This is a genomic window from Mesorhizobium sp. WSM4810 (assembly GCF_055811235.1).
The window spans coordinates 335,931-353,280 of the sequence record NZ_JBVVQV010000004.1; the positions used below are offsets into that span (position 1 = coordinate 335,931).

Annotated in this window: 17 protein-coding genes and 1 pseudogene; 9 read left to right on the top strand and 9 right to left on the bottom strand. The window is 63.6% G+C overall.

The window, feature by feature from the left end:
* Positions 1-130: 130 nt before the first annotated feature.
* Positions 131-781, bottom strand: coding sequence for a maleylacetoacetate isomerase (gene maiA / locus AC0L3O_RS08765; protein ID WP_473615363.1), 651 nt, complete (start codon positions 779-781; stop codon positions 131-133).
* Between the two features lie 157 nt (positions 782-938).
* On the opposite strand from maiA, the gene AC0L3O_RS08770 reads away from it, so the two are divergent.
* Positions 939-1,622, top strand: coding sequence for a response regulator (locus tag AC0L3O_RS08770; RefSeq protein WP_023803603.1), 684 nt, complete (start codon positions 939-941; stop codon positions 1,620-1,622).
* A gap of 123 nt (positions 1,623-1,745) precedes the next feature.
* On the opposite strand, the gene AC0L3O_RS08775 is transcribed toward AC0L3O_RS08770, so the two are convergent.
* Entirely contained in the window at positions 1,746-3,086 is a 1,341-nt protein-coding gene (locus AC0L3O_RS08775; protein ID WP_287257882.1) for an ATP-binding response regulator, read from the bottom strand.
* An 8-nt stretch (positions 3,087-3,094) separates the two neighbouring features.
* Positions 3,095-4,264, bottom strand: a complete 1,170-nt coding sequence (locus AC0L3O_RS08780; RefSeq protein WP_473534275.1) for an FIST N-terminal domain-containing protein — start codon at positions 4,262-4,264, stop codon at positions 3,095-3,097.
* Positions 4,265-4,467: 203 nt separating this feature from the next.
* Between AC0L3O_RS08780 and AC0L3O_RS08785 the strand changes: the two are divergent.
* From AC0L3O_RS08785 to AC0L3O_RS08800, 4 genes and pseudogenes are all read left to right on the top strand, one after another.
* Positions 4,468-4,900, top strand: a pseudogene (locus AC0L3O_RS08785) (nuclear transport factor 2 family protein).
* A gap of 265 nt (positions 4,901-5,165) precedes the next feature.
* On the top strand, positions 5,166-5,660 hold the full coding sequence (locus AC0L3O_RS08790; RefSeq protein WP_128177211.1) for a (2Fe-2S)-binding protein: 495 nt from the start codon (positions 5,166-5,168) through the stop codon (positions 5,658-5,660).
* A gap of 111 nt (positions 5,661-5,771) precedes the next feature.
* On the top strand, positions 5,772-8,123 hold the full coding sequence (locus AC0L3O_RS08795) for a xanthine dehydrogenase family protein molybdopterin-binding subunit (protein WP_287345770.1): 2,352 nt from the start codon (positions 5,772-5,774) through the stop codon (positions 8,121-8,123).
* Positions 8,124-8,258: 135 nt separating this feature from the next.
* Positions 8,259-9,056, top strand: coding sequence for an FAD binding domain-containing protein (locus AC0L3O_RS08800; protein ID WP_473615364.1), 798 nt, complete (start codon positions 8,259-8,261; stop codon positions 9,054-9,056).
* A 182-nt stretch (positions 9,057-9,238) separates the two neighbouring features.
* Here AC0L3O_RS08800 and AC0L3O_RS08805 read toward each other — a convergent pair whose 3' ends face one another.
* From AC0L3O_RS08805 to AC0L3O_RS08815, 3 genes are all read right to left on the bottom strand, one after another.
* Positions 9,239-9,754, bottom strand: a complete 516-nt coding sequence (locus AC0L3O_RS08805) for a GNAT family N-acetyltransferase (protein WP_473615365.1) — start codon at positions 9,752-9,754, stop codon at positions 9,239-9,241.
* Positions 9,751-10,557, bottom strand: a complete 807-nt coding sequence (locus AC0L3O_RS08810; protein WP_473615367.1) for a copper homeostasis protein CutC — start codon at positions 10,555-10,557, stop codon at positions 9,751-9,753. The genes AC0L3O_RS08805 and AC0L3O_RS08810 overlap by 4 nt, the downstream gene beginning before the upstream one ends.
* Before the next feature lie 179 nt (positions 10,558-10,736).
* Entirely contained in the window at positions 10,737-11,645 is a 909-nt protein-coding gene (locus AC0L3O_RS08815) for a LysR family transcriptional regulator (RefSeq protein WP_473615368.1), read from the bottom strand.
* A 349-nt stretch (positions 11,646-11,994) separates the two neighbouring features.
* Between AC0L3O_RS08815 and AC0L3O_RS08820 the strand changes: the two genes are divergently transcribed.
* The 3 genes from AC0L3O_RS08820 to AC0L3O_RS08830 are packed head-to-tail and all read left to right on the top strand — an operon-like array spanning position 11,995 to position 13,865.
* The gene (locus AC0L3O_RS08820; protein ID WP_473615369.1) at positions 11,995-12,273 is read left to right on the top strand and encodes a nuclear transport factor 2-like protein; all 279 of its coding nucleotides are present in this window, start codon (positions 11,995-11,997) and stop codon (positions 12,271-12,273) included.
* Positions 12,274-12,333: 60 nt separating this feature from the next.
* The gene (locus AC0L3O_RS08825) at positions 12,334-13,314 is read left to right on the top strand and encodes an alpha/beta hydrolase (protein WP_473615371.1); all 981 of its coding nucleotides are present in this window, start codon (positions 12,334-12,336) and stop codon (positions 13,312-13,314) included.
* Positions 13,311-13,865, top strand: a complete 555-nt coding sequence (locus AC0L3O_RS08830; protein WP_287345763.1) for a nuclear transport factor 2 family protein — start codon at positions 13,311-13,313, stop codon at positions 13,863-13,865. The genes AC0L3O_RS08825 and AC0L3O_RS08830 overlap by 4 nt, the downstream gene beginning before the upstream one ends.
* Positions 13,866-13,922: 57 nt before the next feature.
* On the opposite strand, the gene AC0L3O_RS08835 is transcribed toward AC0L3O_RS08830, so the two are convergent.
* On the bottom strand, positions 13,923-14,777 hold the full coding sequence (locus tag AC0L3O_RS08835) for an AraC family transcriptional regulator (RefSeq protein ID WP_287345762.1): 855 nt from the start codon (positions 14,775-14,777) through the stop codon (positions 13,923-13,925).
* Positions 14,778-14,877: 100 nt separating this feature from the next.
* Here AC0L3O_RS08835 and AC0L3O_RS08840 point away from each other — a divergent pair, with 100 nt between their 5' ends.
* Positions 14,878-16,050, top strand: a complete 1,173-nt coding sequence (locus tag AC0L3O_RS08840; RefSeq protein ID WP_287345761.1) for an amidohydrolase — start codon at positions 14,878-14,880, stop codon at positions 16,048-16,050.
* Positions 16,051-16,153: 103 nt separating this feature from the next.
* On the opposite strand, the gene AC0L3O_RS08845 is transcribed toward AC0L3O_RS08840, so the two are convergent.
* Positions 16,154-16,612, bottom strand: a complete 459-nt coding sequence (locus AC0L3O_RS08845; RefSeq protein ID WP_023803620.1) for a hypothetical protein — start codon at positions 16,610-16,612, stop codon at positions 16,154-16,156.
* A 59-nt stretch (positions 16,613-16,671) separates the two neighbouring features.
* Positions 16,672-16,971, bottom strand: a complete 300-nt coding sequence (locus AC0L3O_RS08850) for a DUF1236 domain-containing protein (RefSeq protein ID WP_031256955.1) — start codon at positions 16,969-16,971, stop codon at positions 16,672-16,674.
* Positions 16,972-17,350 lie beyond the last annotated feature (379 nt).

Consider the following 17,350-nt stretch of genomic DNA (forward strand, 5'->3'; position numbering starts at 1 on the left):
GGCCTGCGAACGGCGGTTTCCTGCGCTTCCGGTGCTCACGTACCCAAAAGTACGCTCCGCTCCGGTTCTCGGAAACCACCATTCTCGGCTCGGCCTGACCTGAATCTCAAACACCCTAATCCAACTTGCTCTACTCGGCATCGATCTGGTTCTCCGGCGCGGCCTTTTGGAAGGCCGGCAGCGCCATGCAGGCGGCGTGGATGCGGGCGATCGTCGGGTAGGGCGTCAGGTCGACGCCGAAACGCGCATTGCTGGTGACCTGGGCGGCCAGGCAGATGTCGGCCAACCCCGGCGTTTCGCCATGGCAGAATGCCCCGGTTTCGGCCGAGGAAGTCAGAATCTTTTCAAGCGGCTGGAAACCTTCGTTCACCCAGTGCCGGAACCAGTTGGTGACGTCCTCGTCGCCGGCGCCGAACAGCGTGCGCAGCGACGTCAGCACGCGCAGGTTGTTCACCGGATGGATGTCGCAGGCGATCATCTGCGCCAGCATCCTGACGCGGGCCCGGCCAGGCGCGTCCTGTGGCAAAAGAGGCGGTTCGGGCCTGGTCTCGTCGAGAAATTCGATGATCGCCAGCGATTGCGTCAGCAGCGTGCCATCGCCCAGGATCAGCGCCGGCACCAGTCCTTGCGGATTGACCGAGAGATAGGCTGGCTCGAGATGCTCGCCGTGGCGCAGATGATGCGGCACATATTGGTAGGTCAGGCCCTTCATCTCCAGCGCGATCCGCACCCGGTAGGAGGTGGAGGAGCGGTAGTAGTTATGCAGGATGAGGTCGCTCATCCCTGCACATTCGGCCGATTTGGACGACCGGGCAAGGCGTGGTGGTCCTGAAATTGCCATCTCCGCCCTTCAGCCAGGGATGGCGATGTACTATTTGCCAATAATCTGGCCATGGTCGCTGGGCTATTCTATCCTGCCCTGAACTGAAACGAACGCCATGACCGCAGTCAACGATCGCGCCCGGTTTCTGATCATCGACGACCACCCGCTGTTTCGCGAGGCGCTGCACAGCGCTGTGCAAATGGCCTATCCGGACGTCGACACTGTCGAGGCGCGCTCGATCACCGAGGCGTTCGAGCTCCTGGCGGACGCCAAGCCGTTCGATCTGGCGCTGCTCGACCTCAGCATGCCCGACGTGCACGGCTTCGACGGACTGCTGCAGCTTCGGACCCGCTATCCGCGCCTGCCGGTGGTCATCGTTTCGGGGCATGAGGAGCCCAAGATCATTTCCGAGGCGCTGTCCTATGGGGCGGCCGGCTTCATCCCGAAATCGGCGCGCAAGAGCGACCTGGCCGCCGCCATCCGCTCGGTGATGGAAGGCGCGATCTACGTGCCCGAAACCTATGAGGGCCAGCCGCCGGACGCCGACAGCACCGACCGCGCCGAGATGGTGCAGCGGCTTGCCAAACTGACGCCGCAGCAATTGCGGGTGCTGCAGATGCTGCGCCAGGGCCTGCTCAACAAGCAGATCGCCTACGAGCTGCAGGTCGGCGAAACCACCGTCAAGGCGCATGTCTCCGAGATCCTGCGCAAGCTCAACGTCTACAGCCGGACGCAAGCCGTCATCGAGGTTTCGAAGCTCGACAGCGCCGAGCTGTTTCGCGGCCAGGCGGGGTTTTAAGGCGCACCCGTTAGGGTGAATAAACCGTCACCGAGAACTTACCTTTTCCGGCCAAGGACGGGAATCACGGTGACAGTGCACCATTTTCCTGTCGCTCGCGGTCTTCTGCCCGTGTCTTTGGGATCAAGCCAAGAGATGCGCCAGCAGGGCGCGCAGCTGCGCCGGTTTCAGCGGCTTGCGCATCAGCTCGATGCCGGCGGCGCGGGCGGCTTTGGCGACGGTCTCCGAACCGTCGGCGGTGACGATCAGCGCCGGCACGGCGCGGCTGAGATAATCGCGGACCTCGGCGATGGTCGTGGTGCCGAGGTCGCCGCCATCGAGATGCTGGTCGGCGATGACGATGTCCGGCACCCAGTCCGTATCGCCGAGCATCTCGAGCGCGGCATCGGTCGAGGTGGCAGGGCGCACCAGGCATTGCCAGCGCTCGAGCAGGGATGTCATCGCCTGCAGCACCTCGACGTCGTTCTCGACCAGCAGCACCTTCGTGCCGAACAGACCGTAGCCGCGCGGCCGCTCCATGTCGGCGCTGCTGGCAATGGCATCGACGCTGGCGCCGATCCCGACCGGAACGTCGATGTGGAAAATCGTGCCGTGTCCGACTTTCGACGAAAACGTCACGGGATGGCCGAGTGCGGCGGCGATGCGGCGCACGATGGCCAGGCCCAGTCCCAGCCCACCGCCGGCTAGCCCGGCATCGGTCGGGAACGTGCCGCGGTGGAACTCCTCGAACACCGCCTCGCGCTGGTCGTCGGGGATGCCGCAGCCGGTATCGGCGACATCGATGCGGATCGTGTCGCCGCGATGCCTGGTGCCGACCAGCACGCCGCCGGAGCGGGTGTAGCGCAGCGCGTTGGAAAGGATGTTCTGCAGGATGCGGCGCAGCAAGGTGCGGTCCGAACGCACGACGGCGTTGACCGGCCGGAATTTTAGCGTCAGGCCCTTCAATTCGGCGACCGGCAGGAAATCCGAACGCAGCGACGAAAACAGCACCTCCAGGCTGACGTCGCCGATATCGGGCTGCACGACGCCGGCATCGAGTTTGGAGATGTCGAGCAGGGTGCGGAGCAGATCCTCCATCGTCTCCAGCGACCGCTCGACCTGCCGGACCAGTTTTTTGCCTTCGTCGCTGGTCTGCACTTCGGCCAGCGCCGAGACGGAGAGATGCGCGGCGTTCAGCGGTTGCAGCACGTCGTGGCTGGCGGCTGCCAGGAACCTGGTCTTGGACAGGTTCGCCAGTTCGGCGTTTTCCTTGGCCGCGCTCAAATCGATGTTGGATTGTTCCAATCTACGCAGTGTCGAGTGCAGTTCCTCGGTGCGCGTACGCACTCGATTCTCGAGCGAAATCGCGGTCTGGAACAGCGAGAACGCGTTGCCTTGCTGGTCCATCGAGCGCTCGACGCGGCTGACAAGGGCTGCGTTGATCTTCTTCAGCTTCTCCAGGTCGTTGATGTCCCTGAGCGGCATGAAACCTCCTACTCCGCCGCCTGCCGCTCTCCGAAGGCGATGCCGGTGAACGTCTGGTTCAGATGCATCGACCGGTACTGCTCGCCATAGGTGCCGAAGCCGATGACGTTGTTGACCTTGTAGAGTTCCGACATCTCCCGAAAGACCTGGCGGTTGCGCGCATCGAGCCTGCGCAGCACGCAGTCAAAGGCGAGGATCATGTCGATGCCGCCAAGCCTTTCCTCGACATCCCTGAAGGCGGCACGCGTCGATTCAACCATGTTCTTGGGTCGGGCGATGGACAGGACGACGCCATCGTCGATGGCGCAGAAGAACGACAGCGAGCCGTCCGCGTGCATCTTCTGGATCGAGCGGCAGTAAAATTCGCCGCCGACTTTCACCACCACCGGGTGCGAAGCGAAACTCAGCGGCGTCAGCATCTGCGGGATGACGCCGACCGAGGCGGCATATTCCTCGGCGGCATTGGTGGCGTTGAATTCGCGCACGGTGCGGTGATCGGGATCGGACGCGGTCACCACCAGCTTCTCGTCGGTGGGGACGAAATTGTCGGTCTTGAACACGTGGAAAGGAATTTCCGTGGTGATCAGCACGATGATGGCGCAGTCGCAGGCAACCTTGCCGTTCGAGATCAGCCGCGTCGTCTCGAATTTCAAATCATCGCCCGCCGACCCGCCGATCAGTGGAATATCGTCGAGCCCCCAATGGATGGCGGAGGTGACCGCTTCCTCGGCATAGGACAGCCCGTCGATCAGGCAGAGCGCGAAAGTGGTGTCGGCTCGCTCGTGCCCGACGCGGCCGCGTAACGAACGCCTCAGCGCCTCGACTTCGCCGGTGATCCCGTCCATGCCCGATGACGACAGATTTTCGACCATGGTGCTGGCTGCCGAAAAAGATACGGAGGGAAGCAGCATGGCCATGACCTGGCCGTCCTCCAGGCCTTTGGGCGTAATCTCGCCGGCCGTCGAGCAGCCGGCATAGCGGAGCGCCGGCGCGTGGTTCTCCAGCGCTTCCGAAAGGGCGACTGCCTCAAGCAGGCTTTGCGAGAAAAACAGCAGGGCAAACCCAGCGTCGATGGCCGCGGCTTCCACTGCCACCGCCCGGGCGAACGCATCCGCGTCGGGTTCGTCGGTGGTGAGAACCGATAGGCCGCATGCATAGCGCGTCCGTGAACTGGCCAGCGGCTTCCTCCTCTACTTCCTCCGACGCTCTTTTTGTGCGCGGCTCTTTTTTGATCCTGGCGCGCCGGCGTCGAAGTCATTGTTGTCTTCAAGTGCTACTTTGGCAATGAGCCAACATGACGGAATTGAATTTTCTGCTGTTTTTGACGGCATCGGCGCTCAGAAACTTCAGATCCCAAAACCACAGCGGAAGGGAGTGATCCATGGACGCCCAGGTCAGGAAGCTATTCGAACGGTACGAGCGGCTTTTCCGGAAATCCCTCGCCGGTGATGCCGACATGGACGAAGTCACGTCGGTCTATGCTTCCGCCTTCATTGCGGCGTCGCCTGCCGGCATCATGGTCGGGAAGAACGACGACCAGCTCAAGCAGGCTATGGAACAAGGCTATGCTCGCTATCGAGCGATCGGCACCAAGGAGATGCGAATACGCGATGATTCGCATTTCGCCGATAGACGAGCATCATTGCGTTGCCCACGTCGCCTGGACGTCGATCTTCGCGCGCAAAGGCCAGACTGACGTCACGATCGATTTCGACGTCCACTACCTCGTGCAGAAACTGGCCGGAGAGCCTAAAATATTTGGCTGGGTGTCAGGCGACGAGCAGGAGGTTCTCAGAAAGCACGGCATCGGCTGAAATCGGCCTGGCCAGCACCATTGCCGCTGATGGCCGGCAGGCGGCATCGCCAGGCGACCATGGTTTCGCTTCGCTCCGCTGTTTGCCTGTCTTTGCGTGACCGAAAGTACAATAGGCGGATTTTCGGCCGAACTGCATTCTCGCAATCTCGGCATTCCGCGGCACTATTTCCCGTGCTTCTATGCGGTATAAGAATAGCGGACAGATGGAGGGCTCGGGCACCACCGACGCCAAAAACGACCAAGGTAGCACCCAGGGAGGTTTCATGTCGGAGATATCATTGACGGTGAACGGAAAGCGGGTCAGCGGCACTGCCGAAGACCGTACGCTTCTGGTTCATTTCTTGAGGGAGAATCTCGGCCTGACCGGGACGCATGTCGGCTGCGACACCTCGCAATGCGGCGCCTGTGTGATCCATGTCGACGGCAAGGCGGTAAAATCCTGCACGATGCTTGCGGTGCAAGCCTCCGGGTCGAGCGTCGTGACCATCGAAGGTCTGGCGGACGGCGCCGACCTGCATCCGATGCAGGCGGCGTTCAAGGAGCATCACGGCCTGCAATGCGGTTTCTGCACGCCCGGCATGATCATGGCGGCGACCGACATGGTCAACCGCCATCCCGGAGGCCTCGACGAGGCCACGGTGCGGGCCGAGCTCGAAGGCAATATCTGCCGCTGTACCGGCTACCACAACATCGTGAAGGCGATCCTCGCCGCATCGGAGACGATGTCTTCGAAGGGCAAGGCCAGGCAAGCTGCATGAGGGGGAGTAAGGGAGTAGGGCAGTAAGGCAGTAGGGGAAGTCGGCTCAAATCCCTACTGCCCTACTGCCTTACTCCCCTATTCCCCTACTTTTTCGGGAGGAATTTCTGCGATGGGCATTGAAGGTGTTGGCGCTCGTGTAGCGCGCAAGGAAGACAAGCGGTTCATTACCGGCGCCGGGCGCTATGTCGACGACATGGTGGTTCCCGGCATGAAGCATGCGGCCTTCGTACGCAGCCCGCATGCGCATGCTGAGATCAAGAAGATCGATGTCAAAAAGGCGCAGGCCATGCCGGGCGTCATCGGCGTGCTGACCGGCAAGGAGCTCAAGGCCGACGGCATCGGCAATCTCATCTGCGGCTGGATGATCCATTCCAAGGACGGCTCGCCGATGAAGATGGGGGCGTGGTCGCCGCTGGCCTTCGACAGGGTCCGCTATGTCGGCGATGCAGTGGTCGTTGTGGTTGCCGAGACCAAGGGCCAGGCGCGCGACGCTGCCGAGGCGGTCGACATCGCCTACGAGGAACTGAAGGCGGTCGTCGACGCTCCGAAGGCGCTCGAAAGGAGTGCGCCACAGATCCATCCGGAAGCCGACGGCAATCTGATTTTCGACTGGGAGCTCGGCGACAGCGCGGCGACCAACGCGGCAATCAAGGCGGCTGCCCACATCACCCGCATGAAGATCGTCAACAACCGGCTGGTGCCCAACGCGATGGAGCCGCGCGCAGCGCTTGGTCACTACGACAAGGCCGAGGACCACTATACCTGCTGGACGACCTCGCAGAACCCGCATCTCGCGCGCCTGGTGATGAGCGCCTTCTACAATGTCGCGCCGGAAAACAAGCTGCGCGTCATCGCGCCGGACGTCGGCGGCGGCTTCGGTTCGAAGATCTACATCTACCCGGAAGAAATCGTCTGCCTGTGGGCCTCGAAGAAGACCGGCGTGCCGGTCAAATGGGTGGCCGACCGCACCGAGAGCTTTCTCACCGACGCCCATGGCCGCGACCATGTCTCGACGGTCGAAATGGCGTTCGACAAGGACAACAGGATCACCGGGCTGAAGGTCGACACCATCGCCAATCTCGGCGCCTACATGTCGCTGTTCTCGTCCTGCGTGCCGACCTATCTCTACGCGACGCTGTTGTCGGGCCAGTACGACATCCCGACGATCCACGCCAATGTGCGCGCCGTCTACACCAACACCGCGCCGGTCGACGCCTATCGCGGGGCAGGGCGGCCGGAGGCCACCTATCTGCTCGAACGCACCATGGAGACCGCCGCACGCGAGCTGGGCGTGTCTCCGGCGGAACTTCGCCGAAAGAACTTCATCACCTCGTTCCCGCACCAGACACCGGTCATCATGAACTATGATGCCGGCGATTATGCCGCTTCGCTGGACGCGGCGATGGCCGCTGCCGATTATGCCGGTTTTGCCCAGCGCAAGGCCGACGCCGCCAACAGAGGCAAGCTGCGCGGCATCGGCATAAGCTGCTATATCGAGGCCTGCGGGCTGGCGCCGTCGGCGGCGGTCGGCAGTCTTGGAGCGGGTGTCGGCCTTTGGGAAAGTGCCGAGGTGCGCGTCAACGCCGCCGGAACCATCGAGGTGCTGACTGGGTCGCACAGCCACGGCCAGGGCCATGAGACGACTTTCGCGCAACTGGTCAACCAGCGCTTCGGCGTGCCGATCGACAGCGTCTCCATCGTCCACGGCGATACCGACAAGGTGCAGATGGGCATGGGCACCTACGGCTCGCGCTCGGGCGCCGTCGGCATGTCGGCCGTTGTCAAGGCGCTCGACAAGGTCGAGGCCAAGGCCAAGAAGATCGCCGCCCATCTGCTCGAGGCCGACGAGGGCGACATCGTCATCGAAAATGGCGCCCTGAAGGTCGCCGGCACCGACAAACAAGTGCCGTGGTTCCAGATGGCGCTTGCTGCCTACACCGCCCACAACCTGCCTGGCGGCATGGAGCCGGGGTTGAAGGAGACCTCATTCTACGATCCGTCGAACTTCACCTTCCCGGCCGGCTGCTATGTCTGCGAGGTCGAGATCGATCCCGAGACCGGCGTGACCGAGGTCGTCCAGTTCGTCGCGGCCGACGATTTCGGCAACATCATCAACCCGATGATCGTCGAAGGCCAGGTGCATGGCGGCGTCGCCCAGGGAATCGGCCAGGCCTTGCTGGAGGGCACCCGCTACGACGCCAGCGGTCAGCTTTTGACGGCGAGCTACATGGACTACGCCATGCCGCGCGCCGACGACCTGCCGTCGTTCAAGGTCTCGACCTCGAACACGCCGTGCCCGGGCAATCCGCTCGGCATCAAGGGGTGCGGCGAGGCCGGCGCCATCGGGTCGCCGCCGGCTGTGATCAATGCCATCACCGACGCCATCGGCATCACCGATATCGCCATGCCGGCATCGCCGTCCACGGTCTGGGCAGCGATCCGGGCGACAACGAAACACTGAAAGGAGTGAATAGTGAATAGTGAACAGTGAATAGTGAATAGTAAGATTTCGCCGGAAGCTCTTCCCATTCACCATTCACCATTCACCACTTACTACTCACTATTCACTATTCACTATCTCGCACGGGAGAATCCCATGTACCCAGTCAACTATCACCGCGCCGCCTCGGTTGCCGATGCCGCCAAGCTGCTCAAGAGCGGCGATGCAAAGCTCTTGTCGGGCGGCATGACGCTGATCCCCGCGATGAAGACGCGGCTTGCCGCGCCTTCCGACCTGGTCGACCTGTCGCGAATCAAGGAACTGCAAGGCGTCAAGGTGTCGGGCAAGACCGTCACCATCGGCGCCGCCACCACGCATCACGATGTCGCCAGCGACGAGAAGCTGAACAAGGCGTGTCCGGCGCTCGCCCATATGGCGTCCCGGATCGGCGATCCGGCGGTGCGCTACAAGGGCACAATCGGCGGCTCGATCGCCAACAACGACCCCGCCGCCGATTATCCGGCGGCACTTCTGGCCCTCGACGCCACCATCGTCACCAACAAGCGCGAGATCGCCGCCGACGCATTCTTCACAGGGCTGTTCGAGACGGCGCTGGAGGACGGCGAGATCGTCACCGCGGTGACCTTCACCGCGCCGGCCAAGGCGGCCTATGAAAAGTTCCGCAATCCGGCATCGCGCTATGCGATCGTCGGTGTGTTCGTGGCCAACGGCGCGGACGGAGTCCGCGTTGCCGTCACCGGGGCCGGCGACAGCGGCGTCTTTCGTTCGAAGGAAATCGAGGCGGCGCTTGCCACGAATTTCGACGCCGCCGCCCTCAACGGAGTGAAAGTGCCGGCGAATGATTTGATGAGCGACATCCACGCCTCGGCCGATTATCGCGCCAATCTGATCGTGGTGATGGCCAAGCGCGCAGTGGCCGCCGCCAACGCATGAAGGAGGGGAGTAGGGGAGTAGGGGAGTATGTTACGCTTGCTCGCCGACCCAGACAATTTTTCCTTTTCCCTACTCCCATACTGCCCTACTCCCCTACTGCCTTCCGACATGGGGAGAAGAAGAGACGCACGAGCCATGCGGCTCGCCCTGCAAACCGCATCTGGCAGGGCAGCGCTGTCGCTTCAGCCGGTGATCGGCCTGGCATAGTAGCGCACCGCCTTCTTGCCGCCGTGGATCACCGCGTCGCCGACCTCGACGAAGCCGAGCGCTGCGTGAAAGGCATCCGAAGCCGGGTTGGGCGGTTCGGCATTCACCTCGCAGGTGACGATGGTCTGGCCGGCACGCAATGCATGGTCGAACAGATCCTCATAGAGCCGCCGGGCATGGCCGCGGCCACGCGCTTCTCCCGCAACGACGACGCGGTCGACATAGACGAAGCGCGGATAGCGCTCGCGGAACCACAGGAAGTTCGGGCTGTCGTAGCGGGCGTCCTGGTCGAAGGTCATGATGAAGGCTTCGAGCGCGCCGATGCGGCGCGCATAGAACGCTTCGTCGAGCAGGAAGGACAGGCGTTCCTGCTCAAGCCACGACAACTCGGCCGCGTGCGCGTTGTTGAGGGCGAGGATGACGGGCTCGTCCTGCGGCGAGACCCGGTCGATCGGCAGGCGTGCCCGTTTGTTTTCTTCCTTCGCGATCATGCTTTCGCCGCCGCAATCGTCGCCGCCACCAGCGCCGCGTCGGTCACCGTGTTGCGGTACTCGCGGTCGAGGTCGGTGCCGCCCATGCCAACCCGCGGATTGCGGTAGCGCATGGCACTCGGCACGTCCTTGAGTGCGGCGAAATGCATTTCGGTCAGTCCGGTTCTTTCCCGCACCTCGGCGATGTTGTTCGGGTCGAGCCCGCCGCAGCCGAGGATGATGATGCGCTTCCCCGCCTGTCGGACGAGGTCCGCCAGCAGGGCCACGCCCTCCAAAGCGGTGTCGCGCTGGCCGCTGGTCAGCACGCGGCCGACCTTGCTGCGGATCAGCGCTTCCAGCGCATCAGTCGGATCGCGTGTCATGTCGAAGGCACGGTGGCAGGTGACGTTCAAATGCCCTGCCGCCTGCACCAATTCGCTCATCCGCTTTTCGTCGATGGTACCGTCGGCATTCAGGCAGCCGACGACGACACCGGCGACGCCAAGCTCGCGCAGCGCGCTGATATCGGCGAGCATCGAACGATACTCGGCGTCACTGTAGAGAAAATCGCCGCCGCGCGGCCGCACGATGACGTGGAATGGGATCGTCGCCAGTTCGACGGCTGCGCGCACCATGCCAAAACTCGGTGTGACGCCGCCCTCGACGAGGCTGGCGCAGAGCTCGATCCGGTCGGCGCCGGCGGCTTGCGCGGCGAGCAGGCCATCGATGCCTTCGACGCAGATTTCGATCAGCGGCAGGCGAGGGCGTTCGGTGTCGGTCACAGGGCGATCCGTTGCTGATTCAAGATTTGCAGCCCTTAGCATCGGGCTCCGTGCCGCGAAAGCCGGAACTATTGGCTCAACGCGACGGGTTGTTGCGGTTTGCAATGCGGCCAATCAACGCCTTCAACCGCCTCAACGCCGCCACCCGGCAGATGGTCGGCGCCTGGGGTGAGCCGGACCGGCTCGCCGATATGCGTCATGGCTGGTTTCGCGGCGGCGCATCAGATCCGCAAATTGTGCGCGTTGGCGCGGACGAAATCGATGAACGCCCGCAGCTTTGGCGGGACGAGGCGACGGCTGGGATAATAGAGGTGGAGCGGTTCGTAGGTGGGACAGAAAGGCTCCAGCACCTTGACCAGCGCGCCTGAGGCGAGAAGCGGCGCAGCGAGGCCTTCGACGGCAAAGGCCAGGCCAAGCCCTTGCGCGGCGGCGGTGATGCAGAGCGGCAGTGTGTTCACGACCAGACGTGCGTCGGGCGTGAACTCGACCTGGCGTCCATCGACAACAAACTCCCAGGGCGAGATGGCGCGGGTGCGGGTGAAGGCGAAGGCGATGCAGCGGTGGGCAGCGAGGTCGGCGGGTCGTTTTGGCGTGCCGTTACGCGCCAGGTAGTCGGGGCTGCCCAACACCACCGTCTGCAACGGCCCGCCCAGACGCGCGCCGATCATATCCTTCTCGAGAAGCTCGCCGATCCGTAGGCCGGCATCGAAGCCCTGCGCGGCGATATCGACGAAATTGTCGTCGAAGATCAGGCTAAGCCGCACCTCCGGGTAGGCATCCATGAACGGCCCCATCAGCGGCTCGATCAGCAGCGGCGCGGCGATCCACGGCAGGCTCAGGCGCAGCGTGCCGGCGGGGCGGTCGCGGGTCTCGCGCAGTGCCGCGCCGGCCGCCCGGATGTCCTCAGCCGCTGGGCGCACGTGGTCGAAATAGTGGGCGCCGGCTTCGGTCAGGCCGACGCTGCGGGTCGTGCGGTTGAGGAGCCGCACCCCGAGACGCTCCTCGAGGCCCTTGACCGCCTCGCTGAGCGAGGCCGGGGCGACGCCGAGTTCGGCAGCGGCGCGGGTGAAGCTTTTTGCCTCCGCGACCTTCACGAAGGCGACGATGCCGCTGAACTGGTCGAGTCGCATTGTGAGGATATTCCAAATAGCCTTGTCGAACTCTACGGGTTTTTCCGGCGAACCAAAAGCGTCATGTTGGTCCGACGAACGGGCTTCGCTGTCGCGACGGCCCGAAAGGCAAGGAGACAGGACCGATGACCAGGCTTGCTTCGCTCACCGCCGGCGCTCTCCTGGCGGTGTCCGCCGCCCCCGCCAACGGCGGCCCGCAGGAAGACCGCAACATCCAGTTGATCAAGGACTATTACGCAGCCTATGCGACCGGGAACCCGGAGGCGGTTCGGCCCTTCCTGGCGGCCGACATCGTGTGGCGCATTCCCGGCCACCATCCGCTAGCGGCGACAAGCGCGGGCCGGAGGAAGTGGTCGCCTTCTTCCGTGGCCTTGCCGACGGCAAATTCAGGGCTGAGCCGATCTTCTTCCAGGCGCAGGGCGATCTCGTCGTCGACATCCATCGCGGCTGGTCGAACGTCGGCTCGGGTCCCGAGATCGACCAGCTCTACGCCCTGATGTTTCGCATCAGGGACGGCAAGATCACCGAGGCGCAGAATTTCTTGACCGACATGTACCAGTCGGACACCTTCTACTGGACGCACTACAAGCTGAAGCCACTGCCCGGCCGACTGGCGGACGACCGCTGAGACGGCGGCCTTTAATCCCGTCGCTCCGCGCTTTTCGCTCCAGGCCAAAGGAGATTTACGATGTTGAAAATCCTGACGCTGGCCACGGCAACCGCCGTCGCCCTCGGCTCAACCGCCTTCGCCGCATCGCGGGTCGAGCGCGTTGCTTTCGCCTCGCACGGTGAGCAGATCGTCGGCGATCTCTATCTGCCCGAGGATCTGGACCCGGCGAGACCTCGGCCCGCGCTGGTGGTGACCGGTGCCTGGATGACGGTGAAGGAACAGATGCCGGCCCGCTACGCCCGCGAACTGGCCGACCGCGGCTTCGTCGCCTTGACCTTCGATTTTCGCGGTTGGGGCGAGAGCGGCGGCGCCCGCCGCCAGTATGAGGACCCCAGCGCCAAGGTCGCCGACATCGAGGCGGCGGTCGCCTATCTCGCGGCCCGGCCCGAGATCAGCAAGGACCGCATCGGCGGGCTCGGCATTTGCGCCAGCTCCGGCTACATGGTCACCGCCGCCGCAAAAAATGCCGCGATCAAGTCGCTCGCTTTGGTCGCGCCCTGGCTGCACGATGCCGAGGTGGTCGAGCAGACCTATGGCGGCAAGGACGGCATTGCCAGGCTTGAAGCCGTGGGTGATGCGGCCGAGGCCGCCTATCGCCGCACCGGCAAACAGATATTCCTGCCCGCCGCCAGCCTGACCGACGAGCGGGCGATCATGTTCAAGGTGCCTTACTATACAGAGGCTGGTCGCGGCATGATCCCGGCCTGGCGCAACGAGGCCGATCCGGCCTTCTGGCGCGGCTGGCTGACATTCGATGCGATCCAGGCTGCCCGGCGCCTGCATCAGCCCTTGCTGATGGTGCACAGCGAGGCGGCTGCCATCCCGCAGGGCGCGCACAAATTTTACGGGCGGCTGACCGGGCCGAAGCAGGAGCTGTGGCTCGACAACGTCACCCAGTTCGACTTCTACGACCGCGCTGCGCCGGTGAAGACAGCGAGCGACGCCGTTGAGGCGCATTTCCGCGCCACGCTGGGCGGTGCAGGGGAGGCGGGACAATGAGCCCCGTCACCCGCCGGTTTGTTTTGGCCTCGGCAGTTTTTGCCGCGACGCTTGCCGCTCTGCCCGCCTTGAGCACCATGCAGTCCACGGCTGCGCTGACGAGCGAAGACAAGACCGCCATCGCCGAGGCGGTGGCGGGGATCGGCCTCTATGCCGATTTGCGCGAATGGGATCGGGTAAAATCCTATTTCACGACCCGCGTCACGACCGACTATACCAGCCTTTTCGGTGGCGAGGTCGCGACCAGCGACCGCGACGCGCTGATTGCTCAGTGGCAAGGCCTGCTGCCGGGCTTCGACGCCACCCAGCACCTCATCACCAACATCGTTGTCGAAGGCGCGGGTAACGATGCGGTCGCGCGCAGCCATGTCCGCGCCAGCCACTGGATCGGCGCCCGGTTCTGGACGGTCGGCGCCAGCTATCTGCACCGGCTGGTGCGGACGCCCGAGGGCTGGCGCGTCAGCGCCATCTCGATCCATCGCTTGTACGAGGAGGGCGACCGCGCCGTACTGGCCGCCGCTGCGAACCGGGTGGAGGCGGCGGCGAAATGACAACGCAAGCTTGCGTCGGGAATCGGCGCCGACATTGGTGGTCCGGCCACTGCCCGATCATTTCATGTCGATGTGAACTCGTTTCGGTTCGGGAGCTTTGCCTCTCCTGAACATGCCTGGCGTCATGCCATGCATGGTCCGGAACGCACGGGAAAGATGGCTCTGGTCGGCGAAACCTGCGGCAATGGCGGCATCTGCGAGGCCGAGCCCCTGTTCGATCAAGGAGCTGGCGCGACGCAGTCTCCGGTCGCGGATATAGGCTGCAGGCGTCAGGCCAATCGCCTTCTTGAAATCCCGGATGACCTGGAACCGGGTGACGCGCGCTGCGTCGGCAAGCCGCTGCAGGTCGAACTGCGAGCCAAGGTCGCTTTCGACAAGCTCTTCGTAGAGCGAGAACCTCCGTCGCGATCCCGGGCTTTCGATCTCCTCTACCCGCCCGCTGCAATCGCCATGCCGAACGATGAGACGCCTCAATGCGACGAGCAGCGACGTCTCGGCTTGCGTCGCGTCCTGCCAGATCGAGCCCTGGTGTGCTGCCAGCAACGCTGCGGCGAGATCGCTGTCTTCGATATCAGGACGTGAGAAGACCGGAGCGTCAGCCCTGCCCAACTCGTGGGCGAGCCCCGCCATCAGCGGCACCGGGGGATAAAACGTCCGATAGGCCCAGCCTTCGTCCGCACCCTGTTCCCCGTCATGCCACTCCTCGGGATTGACGACGGCAATGGTGCCTGCCGGAGCGACTATTTTGTGGCGCCCGATGCGGATGCGTTCGCAGCCGGCCGTGATCAGCGCGATCACATAGGTTGGGTGCGTGTGCAGCTCATAGCGATGCTGCGTGAAGCGCGCCTTGAACAGGCCAAGCTCAGGGAAGCTGGGGTGGCGCCAGTATTTCCTGGTCTCTGTCGCGTCCACGGCTTTTGTCCCTGCAGCGGTCAATCTGGTTCAAGACGCCTGTTGTGCGACCCTCTAATCGTGATCCAAACCGCCCTTTGCGGCTTGGAAGGAGAGCATCATGCTGCATAATGACCCGATCGCCGCTCTGACTCCAGAGGTCTTAGCCTGGCGGCACCACATCCATTGCAATCCCGAACTCGGATTCAAGGAATACGAAACGGCGCGTTTCATTGCCGAGAAACTGCGCGCCTTCGGCCTCGACGAGGTGCATGAGGGGATCGGCGGCACCGGGGTCGTCGGCGTCCTGCGCAGCGGCACGGGCACACGCGCCATCGGCCTTCGCGCCGAGCTGGACGCGCTTCCGGTCGCAGAAAGGACCGGTTTGCCCTATGCGTCCAGGAACGAGGGCGTGATGCACGCCTGCGGCCATGACGGCCACACCGCCATGCTGCTCGGCGCGGCCAGCCTGCTCAGCCAATCCCGCGCCTTCGACGGCACCGTCTACTTCGTCTTCCAGCCAGCCGAAGAAAACGAAGGCGGCAGCCTGCGCATGATCGAAGACGGCCTGTTCGAGCGTTTCCCGGTCGAGGCGATCTATGCCGTCCACAACTGGCCGGGCTTGGAGCAGGGGACGATCGCCGCTCGCGCTGGAGCACAGATGGCGGCCGTCGACAATTTCGAGCTGACCTTCGAGGGTTTTGGCGCGCATGCCGCCATTCCGCAGTTCGGCGACGACCCGATCCTGGCCGCGGGCGCCTTCGTCCAGGCCGTCCAGCGCATCGTCAGCCGCTCGGTCGATCCGCAAACCGCGCTGGTCGTCAGCCTCACCCAGATCCACGGCGGCAATGTCGGCAACATTGTGCCGGGCAGGGTGTGGCTGCAAGGCACCTGCCGGTTTTTCGAGCCCGGTCATTCCGATCATTGCGAGAAGCTGATCGGCGGGATCGCCCACGGCATTGCCGCAGCCCATGCGCTCAAGGCCACGCTCGACTACAAGAAGGGCTATCCGCCGCTCATCAACACGGCTGACGCCACGGCCCGCGCCATCGCGGCAGCCGCCGCCACCGTCGGCAGCGAGAACGTCACGACCGAGTTCAGCCCGAGCCTCGGCTGCGAGGATTTCGCCTTCATGATCCGCGAGGCAGGCGGTTGCTACGCGTGGATCGGCGTCGGCGACGTCGGGCCCGGCGAGGGCCTGCACGGCAACCGCTACGTTTTCAATGACGAGATCGTGCCGACCGTGCTGCGCTACTACGTCAATCTGGTCGAGCAGACGCTTCCCGCCTCGTGAACCGTCACAGGGAAAACTGATAGCTCAGCGGGAAGTGCCGATGTGAATGCGTTTCGTCGGCGATAAGCCGGGAAGGAGTCAGGCGCTAACCTCCCGACACATCTCAGCCGGCTGTGGCCACGAGTTGCGTTACGCGAACAGGATTTTCCAGCACTGCCTGTGCGGTATCGGCCTGATTTTCATCGACCTGCGCCATCACGAAAATGACGCCTTGTTCAACATTCGGCTCACCCGGCTGTCTGGCAACATCGGCAGATGCCTGGAGAAGCCCACCAGCAAAGCCGCCGCAGGCCCCACCGACAAGAGTTAGGCCAGCCACCGCTCCGACAGGATCAATGCCGGTGGCCTCAAAAGCACCCAGGCCGATTAACAGACCAGCGGCCGCACCAAGCGCGGCACCGCCCGGACCGCGCAGGACAGCCCTGATTTCGTCGTCGTAAGGTCCGATGACGCTGATCTGTTCTTGAGAAACTCCTGCTGCCTGAAGCGCGGCAACGGCACACGCTGCCTGGTCGCGGGAATCGAAAAGTCTGCTGATTGTTCGCATCTTGACACTGCCCATCGCATAGTCGCCCGCCGCTCGTTTCGAAGCGGCGGGCGTCTCCTCCCCTCGCGTTCAGGTCACTGAATGATCTTGACGATCTTGCGTGTGCCGGGATCAACAAGAACGGTGCGATTGTCAACGACGACGTAGCGATACTCGACGTCGGGAACCTCGTGAAGCTCGACCGTCTCGGGTATCGTTGAACCGATATTGAGTTCCACCCCAGGGAGTTCCACGGATGCGAGCGGCTGCTTTTTCACATATTCCCTGATCACGGTCTCCTGTTCAGGCGCGATGATCACGTCCTGAGCGGCAACAGCGCCAACGCTGGCCAGCAGAAAAAGGCCCGCGGCTGCGGTGGAAAGATGCATTCTCATAACTGCCTCCTTTATGTCTGTGACTTGTAAGCCCATTTGCGCTGGACGGCATCAGCGCCTTGCTTAGCCAAACTTGAGGCAGCCGCAAACGTTCCTTAGCTGGGCTTCGGTCCGATTCGGCAGACCTCTGCGTAGGACCTAAGTCTGACGCGTCGCGCCCAAAAGACGATGCCGCGGGTTTCGGGGCGCACCGACTGCACGCTTCAATTGCTATGAACCATGGGCGCTATGAAACCGTAGGCGCTTTGAACCGCAGGCGACAGCGCAACGCAGCGGCCCCCCCCCGGCAAACGGCGGGGGGGGCCGAGCCAGGCCAATTAGGTAAAAAAAGAATTTAAAACTAACTAGGGGGGGAGGGAGGGCCAAAAACGGGCCCTAT